Raw genomic sequence first — 21,952 nt, 5'->3', positions numbered from 1 at the left:
GTTGCCCCAAATCTACCAAGACCTACTTATTTTGAAAACAGGATACTTACTGTAATTCAAAATACTTTAAGCCTACTTAAGAATATTTTTGCCCTAATTAAAAAATTATTCATGCTATAACCCCTTCGGGATGGCATGAATTAATTTTTTGGTGTATTCCTTTTTTGGATTGTTGTAAATTATATCGGCATCATCCAATTCTTCAATTTGTCCTTTGTTCATCACCAATAATTGATCCGACATATATTTTACCACAGCAAGATCATGAGAAATGAAAATATAGGTAAAGTTATAATTGGACTTAAGTTCGTTAAGTAAATTCAGTACTTGTGCTTGCACAGAAATATCCAAGGCAGAAACCGATTCGTCACAAACAATCAATTTGGGTTGTAAAGCAATGGCTCTGGCAATCCCCACACGTTGACGCTGACCGCCAGAAAATTCATGCGGGTATTTATAAAAGGATTCTTCTGTAAGGCCTACTTTTTCCAAAATCTCTAAAACCAATTGCTTTCTTTCCTTGTCGGAATTACCAATGTTATGTACTGTCATGGGTTCCATGATGGCCTTTCCAATAGGCATTCTGGGATTGAGTGAAGCAAATGGATCCTGAAAAATAATCTGTATGTCTTTTCTAAGGGCTCTAACCTGTGTCTTAGATAGTTTGTTGATGTCCGTTCCTCTGTAGAAAATTTCACCCGAAGAGGCTTTGTCCAATAATAAAATGGCATTGCTCAAAGTCGATTTTCCGCAGCCGGATTCTCCAACTAGACCTAGGGTTTCACCTTCGTAAAGTTGAAAGCTAACATTGTTAACAGCTTTAAAGGCTTCAGGTTTTGAAAACCATCCCGATTTTGAAACATAGGTTTTGTTGAGATTCTTCACTTCCAATAAGGGCGTTTTGGAGTAAAGCTCTTTATGAAATGCTTTTCGGTCTTCTGCAGAAATGATGGTGCTATCTACCGAATCATTGATGACATCCTTAATAGTTGGCAACCTTTTAAGGCGAACATCCAAAGATGGCTTGGATTGTAACAGGGCTTTAGTGTAGGTGTCTTTAGGTGCTGTGAATACTTTGTGGGCAATACCTTGTTCTACAATATTTCCTTGGTACATCACCAAAAGTCTATCTGCAATTTCGGAAACTAAGGACAAGTCGTGGGAAATGAAAATAATGCTCATTTTCTCTTCCTGCTGAAGTTGTTTCAACAAGAGAATGATTTCCTTTTGAACGGTTACATCCAAGGCGGTTGTAGGCTCGTCCGCAATTAATATTTTGGGTTTGCAGGCAATGGCCATGGCAATCATTACACGTTGCTTTTGTCCACCTGAGATTTCATGAGGATAGGCATCATAAATGCGTTCTGGGAGCGGTAATTTCACTTTCTCAAAAAGAGATAAGGTTTCAGTTTTGGCTTCCGTTTTGGAAAGTGATATGTGCTGTAATAAAATTTCCTGAACCTGTTTGCCGCATTTCATGGATGGATTCAATGAACTCATGGGTTCCTGGAAAATCATCGCAATCTCATTTCCCCTGATGTCTTGAAACTGTTTTGCAGGGAGGGTTGTAAGATCTTTATCTTCGAATAAAATGTGTCCATTAGTTATTTTTGAAATCTTCGGAGGCAATAATCCCATAAGGGCCAATGAGGAAACGGACTTTCCAGATCCCGATTCTCCTACGATTCCTAAAATTTCATTCTCAAACAAATCATAGCTGATATGATGTATGATTTCCTTTTCGGATTTATTGGATATAAAGGAAATGCTAAGCTCTTTTACAGATAAAAGGGGTGGTGTGGCCATGTGCTAAACACTAATAATTTCATTGTCTTGTAACAGTTCGTCGCCTCGCAGTCTTAAAAATATTTGGGCTACGGCCACTGTATCTTTTTCGCAATAGATGACAATTCTGTCAATATCATTTTCTTCGTAATACACTCTTCTTACTTCGCTACCATCAATATCGTCTTTTGGCGATGGAATACCGAGAACATTGGTAAGGAGCTTAAGAGAGGTGAAGTGTTTGTAATCTCCAAATTTCCATAGTTCCAAAGTGTCTAAATGGGGTACTTCCCAAGGCTTTTTGCCAAAAAGATTGAGTTTGTATGGCAATTCGATGTTGTGGATGATCATTCGTCGTGCAATGTATGGAAAATCGAATTCCTTCCCGTTATGAGCGCACAATACATGTTTGGGTTGTCCAAAATGAGTGGTCAATAGGTTTTTAAAGTCCTGAAGAATTTTAATTTCATCACCAAAAAATGAGGTGACCCGAAACTGTCTCATATCGCCCTGAAAACTAAAGTAGCCAACGGAAATACAGACAATTTTCCCGAATTCGGCCCAAATACCTGCACGTTCATAGAATTCTTCAGCGGTATATTCGTCCCGTCTTTGGTATTGCGATTTGGCATCCCATAAATATTGTTTGGTGGTGTCCAAATCTGAAAAATGTTCTGTTTCCGGAACGGTTTCAATGTCTAAAAATAATATGTTTTCCAGTGGCAGTTTAGAGATCATATCCTAACATGTTATAGGCTTCTTCTATGTAAATTGAAATATCATCAGTAAAAGTGGCTACAGCCGATCCATCCCCTTTTGAGTGTCCTAAGCGCACAATAATGATATTGTCGTTGGGTTCTACAATCACGTATTGCCCAAGGTGACCTCGCATCATAAAAAAGTGCTTGTCCCCAACATCTTTTAGCCACCAGCCATAGCCGTATTCAGGGCTTGCAGCAAATCTTGGAGTGATAGACTTTGCAATAAAAGCGGAGTCCAACACTTGTTGGCCATTCCATTTACCATGGTCTTTATAGAGTTTTCCCATTCGGGCAAAATCCTTTGCATTGGAGGCGATACAGCAATAGGCCTTAACTAAATTATGGTCTTCGCTGTCTACTTGCCATAGGGCTTGGTTTTCGCAACCCAAAGGTTGCCAAAAACTTTCGGTGAGATAGTCGTACAGTTTCTTATTGGTGGCTCTTTCAATTACCATTGCCAACAATTGGGTATCGCCACTAGCATATTTATAAGCTTTTCCAGGTTCGTCTACAACTTTTAAGCCTGTAATTACTTTTTCCAAATTATCATCAAAATAGGCGCGAGTGGTAATGGAGAAAGGGGAATAGTAAGCTTCGTCCCAATTGGTGCCGGATGCCATACTTGATAGGTCTCCAACAGTCATTTTTGCTGCTAAACCATCACAAAATTCTGGAACAAAATCGCAGACAGGTTGATCCAAACTCTTAATATAACCATCCATGATAGCCTTTCCCAACATAGCCGACACATAACTTTTGGCCATTGAGAAGGAATTACTTTGGGACTTGCTGTTAAATCCATCAAAGTAATCTTCAAACCAAATGCTATCATTTTTTATAATCACATAGGCTACGCTACCATTTTCTTTATGGATGGTGCTTAAAAGCTCTGTGGCCTTTGCTGTGTTGTAATCTTTGTGATTTGGCCAAGGTTGAGGTAGGCCTTGATCAATGACCTTGTTATCGAATTCTTTATAATCGTTCAAGTAGGCGGTAGTATGCCCATTTAAATAAATGGTGCGAAACGCTTTAATTAAATAATCGGTATCTGTGGCATACAATGCAATTATAAGGATACCGCATAGGACCGCTGTCCATTTAATGAGATTTTTGAGGAATTTCATGAGAGCTAATTTAATAACTAAATATAGGAGAATTTTTTAAAAAAGGCGCTGTTGTTTATATGGGCTTTCGTGTTCCAAAAGCCATTGTTTCCGGTGTAATCCTCCTGCATAACCAGTGAGGCTGCCATCACTTCCAATAACCCTATGACAGGGAATAATGATCCAAATGGGGTTTTTGCCATTGGCATTGGCCACGGCTCTTATAGCCTTGATGTCTCCCAATTGTTTGGAGAGTTCTAAATAGGAAGTTGTTTTTCCAAAGGGAATTGTTGCCAATGTATTCCAGACTGTTTTTTGGAATTCGGTGCCTTCTGGGTTTAGTGAAAGATTAAATTGTTGACGTTTGCCATCAAAATATTCTTGTAGTTGATATACGCAATCTTCCAAAGCTTCGGGAATAATATCCGTAAGCGTTTCGTCACTGTCTAAAACTGTAACCGAAGTAATGCCATCTTGGTCGCCAGAAATTTTTGCAAAGCCCAAAGGGGTATTGATGATGCAGGTTTCCATAAACTTTAATCTTCAATAAGTCCAAGGCGTTTGGCTCTATCTTCCCAACTTTTTCTGGCTAATAATTGTAAATCGGCAATGTTGTCGCTTTCGTCCATGATTTCAAGGCCCAAAAGGGTTTCAATCACATCTTCCATAGTTACCAAACCACTTATAGAGCCGTATTCGTCAACTACCAAAGCCATATGGTTTTTGCTTTCAACTAAGAGTTCAAAGAGTTTAGGGATAGGCATGTTCCTATTGATGATGATGATGTCACGCTTGATATCCGAAAGAATTTTGTCTCCATGGCCAAAGGCCATTTCTCTAAAAGCTTCGTCTTTTAGCACCAAGCCTGTAATATTATCTGCTTCATTGGAATAGACAGGGATTCTAGAAAATCTGATGTTTGAGTTTCTTTCAAAGAATTCTGCGACGGTTTCACTTTCATTTTCAATTTTCATGACGGTTCTTGGCGTCATGATATCTTTGGCCTGAACGTCCTTAAAGGTCAAAAGGTTTTTAATTACTTTACTTTCTGATTCCAAAAAGACACCTTCTTCCTCTGCTAAATTGGTCATGGCATGAAAATCTTCACGACTTAAAACGCTGCCATGATGTCCTTTGCCTCCAATAAGTTTGGTGGTGAGTTGCAGTAGCCATAAAAGGCCAGTCCATTTTAAAGGAAAGATGAGGATTGTTAGGGCTTTGGCTGTAAAATTGGCCAGTTGTTTCCAATAGGTGGCACCAATGGTTTTAGGGATAATCTCAGAAACCACTAAAATTAAAAATGTCATGATAGCAGACACTACGCCTACCGTATTTATTCCAAAAACTTCAATTTTAAAGGGTAATTTTTCAGCTTGAATCCCTACCATCATAGCTCCCAAAGTATGAGCAATGGTGTTGAGTGTCAAAATGGAAATGAGAGGTTTGTCGACGTCCTTTTTTAAGTTTTCCAAGGTTTCAGCGTAGTGCTTCCCTTCCTGTTTTTTAATGTTGATAAAGGTTGGCGTAACACTCAACAAGACAGCTTCCAGAATGGAACATAAAAAAGAGAAGAAAATGGATATGGTAGCCCAAAAAATTAATGCGCTCATAAAATGGCTTTCGTTTTACTCGATTCTCGAATTCATTTGTTTGGAACTCGAATTTTTGAATTACTACCTCGTGGTGACCCGCGAGGTAGTTCACTAATTTACGAAATCCAACGAGTTAAGCACATAAAATATGAATTTGTGTGATTTTAATACTTTCAAAAGAAAAGCCCTGGTCATTTCTAAAGTTGACCAGGGCCTTTATAAATTGAAGTAGTTTATCGATTTAAAATCTTTACCACATCCTTTGCAAAATAGGAAGCGATAATGTCGGCGCCAGCACGCTTGATGGCAGTAACCTGTTCCATCATCACGGCGTCGTGGTCCAACCAGCCTTTTTCGGCAGCGGCCTTTACCATGGCGTATTCTCCAGAAACTTGGTATACAGCCACAGGCACATCCACTTCATTTTTGATTTCGCGAACAATGTCCAAATAGCACAAGCCTGGTTTTACCATCACGATGTCGGCACCTTCATCGATGTCCATTTCGGTTTCTCGAATGGCTTCAAAGCGGTTGGCGTAATCCATTTGGTAAGATTTTTTGTCCTTTGGAATATCTATCATGTCCACTGGAGCGGAGTCTAAGGCATCTCTAAAAGGTCCGTAGAAAGCGGAAGCATATTTAGCAGAATAGCTCATAATACCTGTATTGAAATAGCCTTCGTCTTCCAAAGCTTCCCTGATGGAAAGGATCCGACCGTCCATCATATCACTTGGTGCCACAAAGTTGGCACCGGCTTCGGCATGCGAAAGGCTCATTTCTGTTAGAATCTCTACTGTGTCATCATTCAGAATCAAACCATTTTCTATAATGCCATCATGCCCGTATGAAGAATAAGGATCTAAAGCTACATCGGTCATCACCAACATGTCCGGACAGGCATTTTTTACAGTTTTTACGGCGCGTTGCATCAAACCGTTTGGGTTGATGGCTTCCGTACCTTTATTGTCTTTTAGATTGTCAGGCACTTTTACAAACAATAACACCGATTTCAATCCAAGTTTCCACAATTCTTTCACTTCTTTTTCCAAAAGGTCCAAGCTGTATCTAAAATAGTTGGGCATGGAAGGGATTTCTTCCTTCACATTTTTGCCTTCCACGACAAACAATGGCACTAGAAAATCGTTGGGGGTGATTATGGTTTCGCGAACCAAAGAGCGTATGGCTTCATTGGTGCGTAGTCTTCTATTTCGTCTTAATGGGTACATTATGATTTGTGTATTAAATTTTCAATTTTTTATTCATCTTATTCTGCATATCATCTGCAAATCCTACTAAAGATTTGGGCGCTTTAAAGCGATAACCTACAAATATTTGAAAATAGGGAATGTTGTCTGCCGCACGGGATGAGCTATCGGCAGAATGGTTCAAAATTAGGTAGCTGTAATGGGCTCCTAGGTATAGGTTGTCGATGTCGTAGGTGGCGGCGGCTCTAAAATTCAATTCGGTCAATAAAGAGTTGAGGGCATCTTCTCCTTCCGATTTTGAGTGGTTTAACCCAATTCCAGCCGAAATACCACCAGACAGAAGAAGGTTGTTTGTGGGAACATAATTGTAATAATAGGAAGGGGCAAAAGCAATATCAAAGGAATAGTAGCTGAAATCGATATAGTCCCCTGTTTCAGTGCTGTTGCCTTCCAAATTGAATTTTGAATAATAGTAGATAATTCTAGGAATGAAACTCCCGGTACTTTTCAATTGTTTTTCGTCCTGTGAAGTGATGGCTCTAAACGAAAAATTCTCATTCCATATATAGGATGTGGCCCCTCCAATTTTAAAGTTTTTGGAATGTGGTAAATAGACGGATATATCGTCACTATTATTAAACTTCAGGTAGAACCCTTTCTCTTTAAACAGTTCGAAGGTTTGCATGAAATGGTTTCCAAAGAAGGTTCTAAAGCCTAAAGTGAACAGTTTGGAGTCTTCATTGTCCTTATTGGTTCCCATAAAATCGGGCGCAAAAGAGTAAGAGCCTGAAATACCTCGAAATGAAATTGAAGCTCCAATCCTGTTTTGTTTATTGGGTTCGAGATTGAAGAAATCATCCGAGTTGCGATCTTTGATTTTTAAGTCGTTGGAGGTGTTTACATAAAACGCACGTGCCGTAATCCTATTGGGGTAGGAGGCCTTGTATTCAGAAGCCTCTTTGTAAATAATGTTTGTGACCGTGGTGTCCTGAACAATTTCTTCAGGAGTAATTTGGGCCCAAACAGAGGCTCCTGTAAGACCTATTAATAGGTTGAGTGTGCCTAATTTTAAACCCATGCTTTTGGTTGTTTTAAAACGGAGAGCAATGCTGCTTCCGGGCTGCCCTCTTCTGGATGGTGATCATATACCCATTGTACATGAGGAGGTAAACTCATCAAAATACTTTCTATACGACCGTTGGTTCGTAATCCAAACAAAGTACCCTTATCATGGACTAAATTAAATTCTACGTAACGCCCGCGACGTATTTCTTGCCATGTTCTATTGGCTTCCGTATAAGGAAGATCCTTACGTTTTTCAACAATTGGTACATAGGCTTCCAAAAAACTATTGCCCACTTCGGTGACAAAATTATACCAATTTTCCATGCTCATTTCTTCTGTGGCTTTACAGTAGTCAAAGAACAAACCGCCAACGCCTCTGGCTTCATTGCGGTGGCTGTTCCAGAAATACTTATCGCATTTCGTTTTATATTCTTGGTAGAAGTCTGGATGGTGTTTGTCACAGGCTGTCTTACAAGTGTTATGAAAATGGATTGCATCTTCTTCAAATAAGTAATACGGCGTTAAATCCTGTCCGCCTCCAAACCATTGATCTACTATTTCACCTTGTTCATTGTACATTTCAAAGTAGCGCCAATTGGCATGCACGGTTGGCACCATTGGACTTTTTGGATGTAATACCAAACTAAGGCCACAGGCAAAAAAGTTGGCATCCTTTACACCAAAATAGTTTTGCATGCTCTCCGGAAGTTTGCCGTGAACCGCTGAAATATTCACGCCGCCTTTTTCAAACACATTACCGTTTTCAATGACTCTGGTTCTTCCACCACCGCCTTCAGGGCGTTTCCAAAGATCTTGACGAAACTTGGCCTTGCCATCAATGGTTTCCAAAGTTGAGGTGATGCTGTCTTGAAGGTTTTGTATGTATGTGTAAAATTTATTTTTCATTATGTATTTGGTAAAGTTCCATATCCAGCGGTCCTTTTGCGGTGGATATATAATCGTTTTCTAATGTTTTTGCCCATGAAAACCCACATCTTTTGGCGACATTAACACTAGGTGTGTTGCTATTGTGAACCAAGATGTTTAAGGTTTGAAGGCCAAGTGTATCAAAGGCAAATTCCATACAGGCTTTTAGGGCTTTGGCCATCCATCCGTTGCCCGTATAATGGCTCCCAAGGCAATAGGCAAATTCCCCTTCCTTTTGGTTCCAGTTGAGGTTTTTAAGAATGATTAAACCTGCAACGTTAGAGGTTTCCAAGTCTTTAATGGCAAAGGTGTATTCTGTTTGATTTTCTATGGCTTGCCTTTGTTGGGAGATATAGTCTTTGGAAGCGTCTTCCGAAATATTCTGCGCTAAGGTTTTGGGTAGATACAACTGAAAGCGCCTCCCATTGGTAATCATCAGCTTGCTTAAGCTAGAAGCGTCTTCGGGTTTCAAAGTAGCCAATTCAAATGTGTCTTTTACCAAAACCATTTATTGTACGTTTTCTTTTGAATTATTCAGCTCTAAAAGTCTAACGGTTTCTTTGGAAGCTGCTGTTACTGAAAGTGGTAACACGATCATTAAGCCTAAAATAGGAATTAAAAGGCAAAGTAAAAACACAATTCCGTTTCCAATTGCGGTGCCTTTGTTCTTCTTTACAAATTGAATGCTTTCTCTGTAATTGAAATGACGCTCCAAAGTGTAGTCCATATTTCCAAAACCGGCATAATAGGCTTGAATTAAAAAGAGTAACACAGAGGATGCAATGCCAATAACAGGAATAAAACCTATTAAGAGCACTGGGATGGTAAGTGTAAGTTCTTTAAAAAGGTTACGCAAGTTGATTTTAATACCTCGCCACAATTGCGAACTGAAAGAACTTTTGTTGTTTTTTGGTAAGGGGCTATTGGCTAAATGGGCTTCAATCCGTTCGGAAACTGGGCTCATAAAGGGGGCCGAAAGGGCCATGACAATATGTTTGTAGAGCAATAGGCCGATGGCAACAATCGCCAAGCCAATGAAGATTTCAGATAGATTTCTTAACCATGAAGTTGAATTCCAACTAGGGAAAATGCTCAGGATGTAGTCGAAAATATTATCCGATAAACCATAGGCGGTCAAACCAACGCTAATGGCAGTAAAAAGACTGATGACAATTGGGATTGCAAAATATTTCCAAAGCCCAAGTTTTGAGATTAGAGCAAAGGCTCCAAAATAGGCTTGTATGGCTTTGAAAATATTTTTTAGCATCTATAAGTTGGTTCCTGTGCCAATTGAATTGGCAAGGTTTTTAAAGATCTATGCTTTGTATTCCTTTACAGCATCAATAAATGCCTTGGCATTATCTAATGGAATATTTGGCAAAATACCGTGTCCTAGGTTGACAATGTATTTATCTTTTCCAAATTCATCAATCATTTGGTGAACCATCTTTTTGATGACGTCTGGAGGCGATAATAGTCTTGCTGGATCAAAATTACCTTGAAGGGTGATTTGTCCACCAGTTAAATAACGCGCATTTTTAGGAGAACAGGTCCAATCAACTCCAAGGGCAGAGGCATTGGATTGTGCCATTTCATTAAGGGCAAACCAACAACCTTTTCCGAAAGCAATTACTGGGGCATCATCTTTCAAGGCTTCAATAATTTGATTGATATACTGCCATGAAAATTCATGGTAATCGGTTGGAGATAACATACCTCCCCAAGAATCAAACACCTGAACTGCGTTAACACCAGCTTTAACTTTTTCCTTTAGGTAAGCAATAGTGGTATCGGTGATTTTTTGCAATAATTGGTGGGCTGCAATAGGATTGGTAAAACAAAATTCCTTGGCTTTGTCAAAGGTTTTGCTGCCTTGGCCTTGTACGCAATAGCACAAAATGGTCCAAGGAGAGCCAGCAAATCCAATAAGAGGAATTTCGTCATTCAACAATTCTTTGGTGGCTTTTATAGCTTGGTAAACATAATCCAATTCTACCGTTACATCTGGCACAACTACATTGTCCACATCTTTTTGGCTTCGAACAGGGTTAGGTAAGTATGGACCAAAATTTGGTTTCATTTGTACCTCGATGTTCATAGCTTGTGGAATCACCAAGATGTCAGAAAACAAGATGGCGGCATCCATACCATAGCGACGAATAGGTTGAACGGTAATTTCACTTGCCAATTCAGGAGTACGGCAACGTGTAAAGAAATCGTATTTTTCGCGAATTGCCATAAATTCTGGTAAATAGCGACCTGCTTGACGCATCATCCACACTGGTGGGCGTTCAACAGTTTCTCCTTTTAGGGCTCTTAAAAATAAATCGTTTTTTATCATGTTTATTCCGCTGAAAAGCGACTCTATTTAATTCAACTTTTTAATTCAAACCTAAAGATTAGGCGTAATGTTCGTTTACCAGTTCTATCACACTTTCCACTGTTGGAACTTTAGCAATACGAACATCCTTGAAATATTTTTGGGCTTCCTTGGCAGTGGTTTCTCCTATACAGAAAGCAATGCCGTTGGGTTTATTTTGTAGGATAAAACTTTCGACTGTTGAAGGACTGTAAAACATAATACCTTCAATATTGTCCTCCACTTTTTCCGAATCGTAACGGGTTTGGTAGGCTTCAATTTCCTCTACCTTGATGTGGTTGTCCTTTAAAATGGTAGGCAAATCGTCCAATCTCAAATTGCTGCAGAAATAAGTAACCTCTGTACCGTCAATATAATCAACTAAATATTCGGCCAAGGTTTTTGCATTTTTGGCAGCGTGAGTCACAGGGCCTATTTTTTGTTCGATAAGGCGTTTGGTGCGGCGACCTACACAATAAATATTTTTAAAATTTAAGTCTTCCGAAGGGCAATTGGTAAGAATGGCATCTACGGCATTTTGACTCGTAATTACCACATTTTTAAATGGTGTTTTGAGTTTGCTTAGCGGAATTCTGTTGGGGTTGGTTTTGATGGCATCGTTGCTCTTTACAACCAAACTGTCGTTTAACAGAAACTGTTGATCTTCGGTTAGGGATTTGGTGGAATAGATATTGGTTTGCTTCCCTGAATGTTTAATGCCATCCATCAAGCGTTTGCCACCACGTTCAATAACATTTTCGGCACATTGCTGCGCTAAATCTTGATGTCTTCCTAATTTTACGGAACGGGAAACTTCAATTTTTTTGGTTCCGTCAGGACTTAATAAAACTCCAGTAAAACTGATTTCTTCATTTTTGATAGTTGCCAAGGCACCAATTGGGGCAGAGCAACCTCCTTCTAAAACTCTCAAGAAATTACGTTCTATAGAGGTGCAGATTTCTGTTTCTTCGTGGTTGATCTCACGGCAGATTTCCAGAATGTCCTCATCTTTTTCCAAAGCAGTTACCATCACAGCTCCTTGAGCAGGGGCAGGAATCATCCAATCTAAATTGAGGGCGTTTTCAGGGCGAATTTGCAAACGGCCTAAACCTGCCGCCGCAAAAATGGCACCGTTCCAATCTTCGTTGTCTTCCAGTTTTTGAAGGCGTAAATTTACATTGCCTCGTAACCCAACTACAGTGTGTGTTGGGTAGCGGTTGAGCCATTGTGCTCTTCGACGTAAACTTCCGGTGGCAATAATACCTTCTCTATGCGAAAGGAATTCTTCGTTATGTTTAAAAACCAACATGTCCTTGTTGTTGCCACGCTTTAAAACCGCGGCTTGAACAATCCCATTAGGTAAAGCTGTAGGGACATCTTTTAAGGAATGTACTGCAATATCGATATCACCATTGAGCATGGCAATGTCCAATGTTTTGGTGAAAACTCCAGTAATTCCCAATTCATAGAGAGGTTTGTCTAAGACTAAATCTCCAGTTGATTTTACAGGAACAAGGACAGTTTTGTGGCCCAAGTGTTCCAGTTGGCGTTGTACAGTTTTGGCTTGCCATAGCGCCAATTGGCTATCGCGGGTACCAATGCGAATAATTTTAGACATGTTTTGTGGATTCTTCTAATTGAAACACCTTCTTAATTAATTCCAGGCTTTCATCAGTAGAAATGCCATCCTCTCTTAAATGATGCGCAAAGTGATTGGTAATCTTTTGAATGATATTGTTACTGATCAATTCGGCCTGCTCTTCATTGAAATTAGACAGCTTTTTACGTTGCGTGTCCAATTCTGCATTTTTAAAATCGGTCAGTTTTAGTTTTAGGGCCTTGATGGTAGGAGCAAATTTTCGGGTTTCCAACCAAGTATTGAATTCCGCTTTTACTTCTTCAAGAATGGCCTCTGCTATTGGGATGTGCGCCTTTCTCTTTTCTAAAGTTTCATCCGTAATCTGAGAAAGATCGTCCAGGTGAATTAAAGTGACATTGTCCAATTCGGTGACGTTGTGGTTCACGTTTCTTGGAATGGACAAATCCAAAATCAACAACGGTTTTTTGGTTTGAATCAAAAATTTGTCGACTGTTGGATTTTGAGCACCAGTGGCTACAATCATCACGTCAGATGCATTGATTTCTTCCTGTAAATTGGCATAGTCCTTTACCAACAAGTTGAACTTTCCTGCAATTTCCTGTGCCTTGGTTTTGGTTCTGTTGATAAGGGTGATGTGCTCATTTTTAGTGTGCTTCACTAAATTTTCACAAGTGTTACGTCCTATTTTTCCAGTTCCGAAGAGTAGAATATTTCGGTTGGAAATATCTTCAATATTGTTCAAGATGTAATGCACCGAAGCAAAAGACACCGAAGCCGCTCCTGAGGAAATGTCGGTTTCTGTTTTGATGCGTTTGCTGGCTTGGATTACGGCATTGATCAAACGCTCCAAGTAGGAATTCAATAAACCTGCTTTTTTAGAATCCTTGGCGCTAGACTTTAATTGACTTATAATTTCAAAGTCACCAAGAATTTGACTGTCCAAACCAGAACCTACCTTAAACATGTGGGCAATAGCTTCTTTGTTTTTATAGATATAGGCAACTTCCTGAAACTCTTCAACGGTTCCTTTGGTGTTCTCGCAAAGTAACTTGATAAGCTGGTAAGGATGCTCGGCAAAACCGTAAAGTTCAGTACGGTTACAGGTAGAGGTTACAATAAGGCTGTCAATGCCATTTGCCTTGGCTTGGGTATATAGCAATTGCTTACCATCATTATCCAAGCTAAAGTGGCCTCTTATATCTGCATCGGCTTTTTTGTAGCTTAAGCCAATGGCGTAAAAATATGTTGTTTTCGACTTAGTGTTGTATTCCATTAAATAACGTTGGAAATTCGGCAACAAAAATATATTTATGCAAATTAAAAAAATAACGCTAAAGGAACAATAAGTATCGCTGGTGGTTTTTTTGGCTTGTTTTTCGAATTAATGTAAATAATATCATACTTTTGCAGTTGAAACAACGTGTTTGACGAAGTTTGTTTAGAACAGGTCTAAATAGTTTTGAGATGGATTCGAGTTTTGACACAGAAAAAAATATCGCCATAGGTTCTTTAAATACGGCCATAGATTCTTTTAATGAAGTAGAGATAGAAAAGGATTTTTATGTGCTGACCTACCAAAACGAAACCGATAAAGTGGTGACTCTTGAAAGGGAAATTGATAGTAGTTTTATTCAATTTCACTTTTGTTTAAAGGGCATTTGTAAGTTTATTTTCAATAATGGTCGTTATGCTCTGAATATCGAAGATGAAAATTCATTGCTTCTTTATAATCCACAACAGGATTTGCCTCTTCATATGGATTGTCAACCACAATCTTGGTTGGTTTCGGTGATTATTTCTATTAAAAAATTTCACGGATTGTTTTCGCAGGAGGCGGATTATATCACGTTTCTGAGTGAAGACAATAAGGATAAGAAGTACTATGATGACGGGAAGATTACACCGTCAATGGCCATTGTGCTTACCCAGTTGATTAATTTCAATCTTAATAATTCCATTAAAAATCTCTACTTCAAAGGAAAGGCTTACGAGCTTTTGAGCTTGTATTTTAACCGAAGTGAAGATGCCAATGTGGAGCAATGCCCGTTTTTGGTAGACGAATCCAATGTCATCAAAATTAGAAAGGCTAAGGATATCATCATTTCCCGAATGACCGAACCGCCAACCTTACAGGAACTTTCAGAGGAAATTCAGTTGAGTTTAAAGAAATTAAAGGAAGGCTTTAAAGAGATTTACGGAGATTCTGTCTATAGTTTTCTGTTTGATTATAAAATGGAAGTCGCTAGAAAGCTATTGGAGTCTGGTAACCACAATGTCAATGAAGTTGGTCTAAGGGTGGGGTACAGTACGGCGAGTCATTTCATATCTGCCTTTAAAAAGAAATACGGAACAACCCCCAAAAAATACATACAATCAATATTATGAACATGAAACACTTATTGCGGATAGCCATTTTATTTATAAGTAGCGTTGCTCAGGCGCAATCGGATACAGAAGGTGTAAAAGTTGAGTTGCTGAAGTACTTTGACTATGTGGAAGCCAATAATTCCGATGGGGTGATTGGTTACATGCATCCTAAAGTATTTGAAACCATTTCCAAAGAGCAGATGAAAGCGGGAATGGATCAGATGCTGCAGAATGAACAGATGAAAATCGAGTTTTTGAGTACGGAAATCACCAATATTTCCAAAATTATAACGCTTGGGGATAGTCAATACAGCCTTATTGATTATTCCAACGATATGAGAATGACATTTCTTTCCGTAGCAGATAAGACCTTGGAAGAGAAACAGACCTTCATGGATTTTATGACGCCTACGATAGAAGAGCAGTTTGGAGAGGGCAATGTGAAGGAAGATGTGGAAACTGCTTCCCTGATAATTCATGTGGAAAGTAATATTTACGCGGTTAACAATGTTGAGTTTGGTGGTTGGAAATTTTTGGCCAACGATCCAAATATGGCAACGGTTGTGAATGGGATCATTCCTGCGGAAGTAAGAAATGAATTGACAAAACAAAACTAAAATAGGTTAATAACGGCTTTATAGGATTTATGAAAAAGGGAATTTTACTTGTTAATTTAGGGTCGCCAGACAGTCCAGACCCAAAAGATGTGAAAAAATATCTTGGTGAATTTTTAATGGATGAACGCGTGATCGACGTTCCGCTTTGGGCAAGAAACTTGTTGGTAAAGGGCATTATTTTAAATACTCGTCCTAAAGCTTCTGCCGAGGCATATGGAAAAATCTGGTGGGAAGAAGGTTCGCCGTTAATTGTGATTTCTGAACGCGTAAAGGCAGGAATTCAAAAGCAAGTAGATGCTCCAGTAGCTTTAGCGATGCGTTACGGAAGCATGACCATTAAAAAAGGCTTGCAGGAATTGGTGGATCAAGGAGTGGAAGAAGTGTTTATTGTGCCATTATATCCGCAATTTGCCATGGCAACTACAGAAACCATTTTGGTATTGGCTGAAGAGATAAGAAAAGAGCACTTCCCGAATTTGAAATTCTCCGATTTAAAGGCGTTCTATAACCGTCCCGATTATATTGAGGTGCTTTCCAATAGTGTTGCAAGACATTTGGAAGGAAAACCATTTGAGCATTTATTGTTTTCATACCACGGGGTTCCTGAGCGCCATATTAGAAAAAGAGATGTTACCAAATCTCATTGTAAAATTGATGGAAGCTGTTGTGCTACACCTTCCAAAGCGCATGAATTTTGCTATAGACACCAATGTTTGGAAGTGACGCGATTGGTTGCTGAAAAATTGCAGCTGGCAGAAGGAACCTATTCTACTTCGTTTCAATCAAGATTAGGTTTTGATCCGTGGTTATTGCCTTATACTGATAGAACTATTGAGGCATTAGGTAAAAAAGGATTAAAAAGTATGGCCATTGTAACACCTGCCTTTGTGAGTGATTGCTTGGAGACTTTGGAAGAAATCGCCATGGAAGGAAAGGAGATTTTTGAAGAGATGGGAGGTGAGCATTTTACAACCGTGCCTTGTTTGAATGATGACAAAGAGTGGATTGACTTGTTGTCTAAATGGATGAATGAATGGCTAACAGCAGAAACGGTTAAGGCGTAATGGCGAAAATTTCTGCCCAAGAATTAGGTTCGCAGCCTATTGGGAAATTGTTAATTAAACAGGCGGTTCCTGCGTCTATTGGTATTTTGGTAATGTCCTTGAACATTCTTGTAGATACCATTTTTGTTGGGAATTGGATTGGGCCAACGGCCATTGCCGCCATTAACGTGGTATTGCCGGTATCCTTTTTCATTGCGGCTCTGGGAATGAGTATTGGTGTAGGTGGTTCCTCCATTATTTCTCGAGCTCTTGGTGCCAACGATCATGAAAAGGCACTGAAAACATTCGGAAATCAAATTACGCTTACCTTATTATTTACTGTTACGCTCGTTACCTTAGGGCTGACATTTGTGGATGGTATTATTCCTGCTTTTGGAGGGAAAGGAGCCATTTTTGATCCGGCGAAAGTGTACTATATCATCGTATTGTATGGAGTGCCGTTTTTGGCCTTGTGCATGATGGGAAATACGGTGATTAGGGCGGAAGGAAAGCCAAAATTCGCTATGTATGCCATGATGATCCCTTCGGTTGGGAATTTGATTTTCGACTATATTTTTATCAACCTAATGGATTTGGGCATGGAAGGTGCCGCTTGGGCTACCACGGGCTCTTACATGCTTTGTTTTGTATTCATTATTTGGTTTTTTATGTCCAAAAATTCCGAGCTAAAGATAGGGTTGTCCCATTTTGGCTTGAATTCAAAAATTGTATCCGAAATAGGGTCTTTGGGCTTCGTGACTTTGGCTAGACAAGCTGTAGTAAGTATCACCTATCTGTTCATGAACAATATTCTATATAACCTGGGAGGGGAAGTTTCCGTCACAGCTTATGCCATTGTTGGGAGGATGCTCATGTTTGCTTTGTTTCCTGTTTTTGGAATTACCCAAGGGTTTCTGCCCATTGCAGGTTTTAATTATGGAGCATCCCAATTTGATAGGGTTAGAGAAACAATCAATACCGCCATTAAATATGCCATTCTGTTGGCGACGATTATATTTATTGCATTAATGGTGTTCCCTGAGGCGATTACAAGATTGTTTACAGATGATGCTGAGGTACTCAAAGAAACGCCAAGTGATATGCGCTGGGTATTTGCCGCCACACCAATTATTGCCATTCAGTTGATTGGAGCTGCATATTTTCAGGCCATTGGTAAAGCAACACCAGCCTTGCTATTGACATTGACGAGGCAAGGCTTCTTTTTTATTCCCCTTATTTTGATCTTGCCTAAATTTTTTGGCGAACTTGGGGTATGGATGTCCTTTCCAATTTCGGATGTTTTGGCAACCATTGTGACCGCTTATTTTTTACATATAGAAGTCAAAAAAACACTCATTAGTGAAACTTAAATAGCTGTTATGGAATACTACAATTATATCAAGGCGCTGCACCTTATTTTCGTGATTACTTGGTTTGCAGGGTTGTTCTATATCCCGAGATTGTTTGTGTATCAAATAGAGGCTTTTCATAAACCCTCGCCAGATAAGGAAATTTTGGGAGAACAATTGAAGCTTATGGCCAAACGACTTTGGAATATCATTACTTGGCCTTCGGCTATTTTGGCAACGGTATTCGCAATTTGGTTGATTGTTTTAATGCCAAGTTGGTTGCAGCAGGGTTGGATGCACGTGAAATTGGCTTTCGTGGTATTATTGATTATCTATCACTTAAAAACACATCAATATTTCAAACAGTTGCAACGTGATGAGGTGAAAAAAACATCCAGCTACATGCGTTTATGGAATGAAGGAGCGACCTTTATTTTGTTTGCGGTGGTATTTTTGGTAATCCTGAAAAATGCCATGAATTGGATTTTTGGAGTTGTTGGTATAGTGGTGTTAGGCATCTTGATTATGTTGGGCTACAAAATCTACAAGAACATCAGGGCTAAAAATCCAAACGCGTAAACAAATCTGTTTTGGTGTGATTATTGCTATATTTATCGCACTAGAAAATTTCAAATGAAATTAAAAAAGCTTTCACTTCGCGTCCGCATTTTCTTGGCCATGATTTTATTGGTGTTGATTGCTTCCATTCTTATTGTGGCAGTTACCGTGTATCAATACAACGAAGAGGCGTTGGACTACCATAGGGATCGCTTGGATAAAAAGGAGGAAAACATTAAAAGTAGTATTGATTTCACCATCAAGGAAACTACCTATCCCGTTACAACCGAAAATATTCCCAAAATTTTTAAGGACAAGATTTATGAAATTGCCGCTATTCACAAGCTGCAGGTAAACTTGTATGATTTGGAAGGAGGTTTGCTTAAAAGTTCCCGTCAGAGTATTTCCAACGATACTATTGCCAAATGTATCAATGCTGAAATTTTAAACACATTGGCCAATACAGCAGAACACCGGCATGTGACAAAATACGTGGAAAATGGGAAGATCATTCAGTCTTCCTATACCTATATAACGGACCAAAAGTTTAAGCCTTTGGGTATCCTGAATTTGCCATATATGGAAGACGACAAGTTTATGGATAAAGAGCTGTACGACTTTCTGGAGCGTTTGGCTTATGCCTATATTTTCATGATGTTGATTGCGGTGGCCTTGGCTTATTTGTTGTCAAAATACATCACGAAATCACTCAAAACCATTAGTGACAAGATTAACGAAACCCGACTTGAAAAGCGCAATAAGAAAATTGACATAGAGTCTTCGAGTGAAGAGATTGTGACCTTGGTCCACTCTTATAATACAATGATTGACCAATTGGAGGAAAGTGCTGTAAAGTTGGCTACTAGCGAGCGTGAGCAGGCTTGGAGGGAAATGGCGAAACAGGTGGCGCATGAGATTAAAAACCCGTTAACACCTATGCGTTTGACCGTTCAGAATTTCCAAAGAAAGTTCGACCCGCAGGATCCTGATATCTATAAAAAGGTGAATGAATATTCCAAAACCTTGATTCAGCAAATCGATACCATGAGTTCCATTGCTTCTGCATTTTCAAACTTTGCCAAAATGCCGGCGCAGGAAAAGGAAACACTTAATGTGGTGAAAATCGTGAAACTTGGTTTGGATATCTTTAGTGAGGACTATATCATATTTACTTCCGAAAAAGAAGAAATCATGGCTAAGTTTGATAGGACCCAACTCATCAGGGTAATTACCAATTTGGTGAAAAATGGGATTCAGGCCATCCCGGATGAACAGGAAGAAAAGAAGATTGTAGTAGCTGTTTTAGACGATCATTCGAATGTGATTATTACAGTGGCCGACAATGGTCAGGGTATCACTGAGGCAAACAAGCAAAAAATCTTCGAACCTAAGTTTACTACAAAATCAAGTGGTATGGGACTTGGGCTTGCCATGGTAAAAAATATTGTGGAAACTTATTATGGAAGTATTACCTTTACCTCTGAAAAAGGAAAAGGGACCGTTTTTAAGGTGATTTTCCCTAAAGTATAACCTCTCTAGGCCTGTTGAGTTTTTTTAATGTTAGGCCTTTTAATCTTCTTTACGATGAATTACGATAATATTATTTCTGAAGTAAATAATGGCATTGCCACTATTACCATAAACCGACCAAATAAGTTGAATGCTTTAAACAAAGCTACCATACAAGAACTACACGATGCTTTTAAGGATGCAGATGAAGACAATGGAGTTAAGGTTATTATCGTTACGGGCTCAGGAGAAAAAGCCTTTGTAGCTGGAGCCGATATTAGCGAATTTGCTGATTTTAGCGTAGCTCAGGGAAAGGAATTGGCAGCAAAAGGACATGAATTATTGTTCGATTTTGTGGCAAATTTATCAACTCCGGTTATTGCCGCAGTGAATGGTTTTGCACTTGGTGGCGGATTGGAGTTGGCCATGGCGGCACACTTTAGAATTGCCAGTAGCAATGCTAAAATGGGATTGCCAGAGGTGTCTTTGGGAGTAATTCCAGGATATGGTGGAACGCAAAGATTGCCACAATTGGTAGGGAAAGGACGTGCTATGGAAATGATCATGACTGCGGGAATGATTGATGCGCAAACTGCCTTATCATATGGATTGGTGAATCATGTAACGGCTCAGGAAGAATTGATGGATTTAGCTGAAAGTCTTGCAGCAAAAATTATAAAGAATTCTTCTGTGGCTATTAGTGCTGCCATTGCTGCCGTTAATGCCAATTATGAAGATGGTGTGAATGGTTTTGAGCAGGAAATTCAAAAATTTGGTGAGGCTTTCGGTACGGAGGATTTCAACGAAGGTACTACGGCGTTTTTAGAAAAACGTAAGGCCGAGTTTCCTGGAAAATAAAATAGATATAAAATAAGTTATAGAAAATGGGTTTGTTGAAAACCCATTTTTTATTTAACAGTTTCAGAGAGGCAATCTTCGTAAATTTAAAACACTCGTTTTTATAACTAGGTAAATGATTACTCATGGATTCAAAGGCTATCATCAAAGGAAGAGGGGCGCAAGTAAATGTGTCCAATCGCTTTTTTGAGCTAAGCCATGAACTTCGTGATGATTTTTTGGAGTATTGTGCACAGGAGGGAGAGGCCGTTGATCCAAATAAAACAAGATATTTGGAGGTGTTCCCTAAAACCATTGTCAACAAGGTGGATAGCCCAGATGTAGGCATGGGCTATTCCATGAATATGTACCAAGGCTGCGAGCATGGATGTATTTATTGTTATGCACGCAACAGTCACGAGTATTGGGGCTATAGTGCAGGGTTGGATTTTGAGCGACAGATTTTGGTGAAAATGGAAGCGCCTAAATTATTGGAAGCCTTCATAAAAAAGAAAAGTTGGAAGGCCCATACCATTGTGTTGTCTGGCAATACAGATTGTTATCAGCCTGCTGAACAGCAATTTCAAATTACAAGGAGGTGTCTGGAGATTTTCTTAAAATATAAGCATCCAGTGGGCATTATTACTAAAAATGCTTTGATACTACGGGATCTGGATGTATTGCAGGAATTGGCCAAAGATAATCTGGTAGCAGTAAATATTTCCATTACTTCCCTTTCGGAAGAAACTAGACGTATTTTGGAACCAAGAACGACCACTATTAAGAAGCGGTTGGAGACAGTAAAAGTACTGAGTGAGCATGGTATTCCTGTTAATGTGATGATCGCTCCAATTATTCCATCCATTAATAGTCACGAAATACTCCCTTTGGCCAAAGCGGCGGCAGATGCGGGAGCTTTGTCTATTGGGCATACCATTGTACGATTAAACGGTGCTATTGGGGAAATTTTTACTGATTGGATTAAGAAAACTTTGCCAGATAGGGCTGATAAAGTATTGCATCAAATTGAAGATTGTCATGGTGGTTCTCTTAATGATAGTAGATATGGTACGCGAATGAGAGGTGAAGGGAAAATTGCGGAACCAATAAATGACTTGATTAAGCTGGCTCGAAATAAATACTTCAAGGGTAAAAAAATGCCTGGTTTAAATCATGATCTTCACGAGCAATATAAGGATGGGCAATTAAAATTGTTTTAAAACGAAAAGAGCAGCCCTAAAGCTGCTCCCTTACTAACTAACATTCTAACATTAT

General features: G+C 39.3%; 21 protein-coding genes. 8 read left to right on the top strand and 13 right to left on the bottom strand.

Translation table 11 applies throughout. From position 1 onward, the window contains the following. Positions 1 to 114: 114 nt before the first annotated feature. The 13 genes from ZA06_RS05920 to hemA all read right to left on the bottom strand — a co-directional run bounded on the left by ZA06_RS05920 (position 115) and on the right by hemA (position 13,670). The gene (locus ZA06_RS05920) at positions 115 to 1,806 is read right to left on the bottom strand and encodes an ABC transporter ATP-binding protein (protein WP_053976452.1); all 1,692 of its coding nucleotides are present in this window, start codon (positions 1,804 to 1,806) and stop codon (positions 115 to 117) included. Between the two features lie 3 nt (positions 1,807 to 1,809). Continuing rightward, a complete protein-coding gene (locus ZA06_RS05915; protein WP_053976451.1) occupies positions 1,810 to 2,523 on the bottom strand; it encodes a 3'-5' exonuclease in 714 nt (237 codons plus the stop codon). Beyond that, positions 2,513 to 3,670 (bottom strand): serine hydrolase domain-containing protein, encoded by a 1,158-nt coding sequence (locus ZA06_RS05910; protein WP_053976450.1) that lies wholly within the window; start codon positions 3,668 to 3,670, stop codon positions 2,513 to 2,515. The genes ZA06_RS05915 and ZA06_RS05910 overlap by 11 nt, the downstream gene beginning before the upstream one ends. Positions 3,671 to 3,706: 36 nt before the next feature. Continuing rightward, positions 3,707 to 4,180 (bottom strand): methylated-DNA--[protein]-cysteine S-methyltransferase, encoded by a 474-nt coding sequence (locus tag ZA06_RS05905; RefSeq protein ID WP_053976449.1) that lies wholly within the window; start codon positions 4,178 to 4,180, stop codon positions 3,707 to 3,709. A gap of 5 nt (positions 4,181 to 4,185) precedes the next feature. Beyond that, complete coding sequence (locus tag ZA06_RS05900) at positions 4,186 to 5,259, bottom strand: CNNM domain-containing protein (RefSeq protein WP_053976448.1); 1,074 nt, start codon at positions 5,257 to 5,259, stop codon at positions 4,186 to 4,188. Positions 5,260 to 5,474: 215 nt separating this feature from the next. Further along, positions 5,475 to 6,467, bottom strand: coding sequence for a porphobilinogen synthase (gene hemB / locus ZA06_RS05895; protein WP_053976447.1), 993 nt, complete (start codon positions 6,465 to 6,467; stop codon positions 5,475 to 5,477). Positions 6,468 to 6,480: 13 nt separating this feature from the next. Further along, complete coding sequence (locus ZA06_RS05890; protein WP_053976446.1) at positions 6,481 to 7,524, bottom strand: DUF4421 family protein; 1,044 nt, start codon at positions 7,522 to 7,524, stop codon at positions 6,481 to 6,483. Continuing rightward, positions 7,515 to 8,417, bottom strand: coding sequence for an oxygen-dependent coproporphyrinogen oxidase (hemF, locus tag ZA06_RS05885; protein WP_053976445.1), 903 nt, complete (start codon positions 8,415 to 8,417; stop codon positions 7,515 to 7,517). The genes ZA06_RS05890 and hemF overlap by 10 nt, the downstream gene beginning before the upstream one ends. Next, a complete protein-coding gene (locus ZA06_RS05880; protein ID WP_053976444.1) occupies positions 8,407 to 8,946 on the bottom strand; it encodes a GNAT family N-acetyltransferase in 540 nt (179 codons plus the stop codon). Before ZA06_RS05880 ends, hemF begins: the two co-directional genes overlap by 11 nt. After that, entirely contained in the window at positions 8,947 to 9,705 is a 759-nt protein-coding gene (locus ZA06_RS05875; protein WP_053976443.1) for an EI24 domain-containing protein, read from the bottom strand. 48 nt (positions 9,706 to 9,753) lie between these two features. Next, positions 9,754 to 10,779, bottom strand: a complete 1,026-nt coding sequence (hemE, locus tag ZA06_RS05870; protein WP_053976442.1) for a uroporphyrinogen decarboxylase — start codon at positions 10,777 to 10,779, stop codon at positions 9,754 to 9,756. Positions 10,780 to 10,837: 58 nt separating this feature from the next. After that, positions 10,838 to 12,415: a hydroxymethylbilane synthase gene (gene hemC / locus ZA06_RS05865; RefSeq protein ID WP_053976441.1), complete on the bottom strand. Its 1,578-nt coding sequence runs from the start codon at positions 12,413 to 12,415 to the stop codon at positions 10,838 to 10,840. Beyond that, on the bottom strand, positions 12,408 to 13,670 hold the full coding sequence (gene hemA, locus ZA06_RS05860) for a glutamyl-tRNA reductase (RefSeq protein ID WP_053976440.1): 1,263 nt from the start codon (positions 13,668 to 13,670) through the stop codon (positions 12,408 to 12,410). The genes hemC and hemA overlap by 8 nt, the downstream gene beginning before the upstream one ends. 191 nt (positions 13,671 to 13,861) lie before the next feature. Here hemA and ZA06_RS05855 point away from each other — a divergent pair, with 191 nt between their 5' ends. The 8 genes from ZA06_RS05855 (at position 13,862) to ZA06_RS05820 (ending at position 21,897) form a co-directional block, all read left to right on the top strand. Then, complete coding sequence (locus ZA06_RS05855) at positions 13,862 to 14,782, top strand: helix-turn-helix transcriptional regulator (RefSeq protein ID WP_053976439.1); 921 nt, start codon at positions 13,862 to 13,864, stop codon at positions 14,780 to 14,782. 2 nt (positions 14,783 to 14,784) lie between these two features. Further along, positions 14,785 to 15,381 carry a hypothetical protein gene (locus ZA06_RS05850; RefSeq protein ID WP_053976438.1) on the top strand — a complete coding sequence of 199 codons (597 nt, stop codon included), beginning with the start codon at positions 14,785 to 14,787 and terminating at the stop codon, positions 15,379 to 15,381. A 29-nt stretch (positions 15,382 to 15,410) separates the two neighbouring features. Then, positions 15,411 to 16,445: a ferrochelatase gene (gene hemH, locus ZA06_RS05845; protein ID WP_053976437.1), complete on the top strand. Its 1,035-nt coding sequence runs from the start codon at positions 15,411 to 15,413 to the stop codon at positions 16,443 to 16,445. Next, positions 16,445 to 17,794, top strand: coding sequence for an MATE family efflux transporter (locus tag ZA06_RS05840; protein ID WP_053976436.1), 1,350 nt, complete (start codon positions 16,445 to 16,447; stop codon positions 17,792 to 17,794). The genes hemH and ZA06_RS05840 overlap by 1 nt, the downstream gene beginning before the upstream one ends. 9 nt (positions 17,795 to 17,803) lie before the next feature. Next, complete coding sequence (locus tag ZA06_RS05835) at positions 17,804 to 18,352, top strand: CopD family protein (RefSeq protein ID WP_053976435.1); 549 nt, start codon at positions 17,804 to 17,806, stop codon at positions 18,350 to 18,352. Between the two features lie 54 nt (positions 18,353 to 18,406). Beyond that, entirely contained in the window at positions 18,407 to 19,861 is a 1,455-nt protein-coding gene (locus ZA06_RS05830) for a sensor histidine kinase (protein WP_053976434.1), read from the top strand. A 54-nt stretch (positions 19,862 to 19,915) separates the two neighbouring features. Further along, positions 19,916 to 20,698 carry an enoyl-CoA hydratase/isomerase family protein gene (locus tag ZA06_RS05825; protein WP_053976433.1) on the top strand — a complete coding sequence of 261 codons (783 nt, stop codon included), beginning with the start codon at positions 19,916 to 19,918 and terminating at the stop codon, positions 20,696 to 20,698. 125 nt (positions 20,699 to 20,823) lie between these two features. Then, a complete protein-coding gene (locus ZA06_RS05820) occupies positions 20,824 to 21,897 on the top strand; it encodes a PA0069 family radical SAM protein (RefSeq protein ID WP_053976432.1) in 1,074 nt (357 codons plus the stop codon). The last annotated feature ends 55 nt before the right edge of the window (positions 21,898 to 21,952 follow it).

Origin of the sequence: Mangrovimonas xylaniphaga, assembly GCF_001280435.1 — a bacterium.
Taxonomy (GTDB): Bacteria; Bacteroidota; Bacteroidia; order Flavobacteriales; family Flavobacteriaceae; genus Mangrovimonas_A; species Mangrovimonas_A xylaniphaga.
Note: the sequence above shows the minus strand (reverse complement) of the source record. Positions and strands in the feature narration are given on the sequence as shown.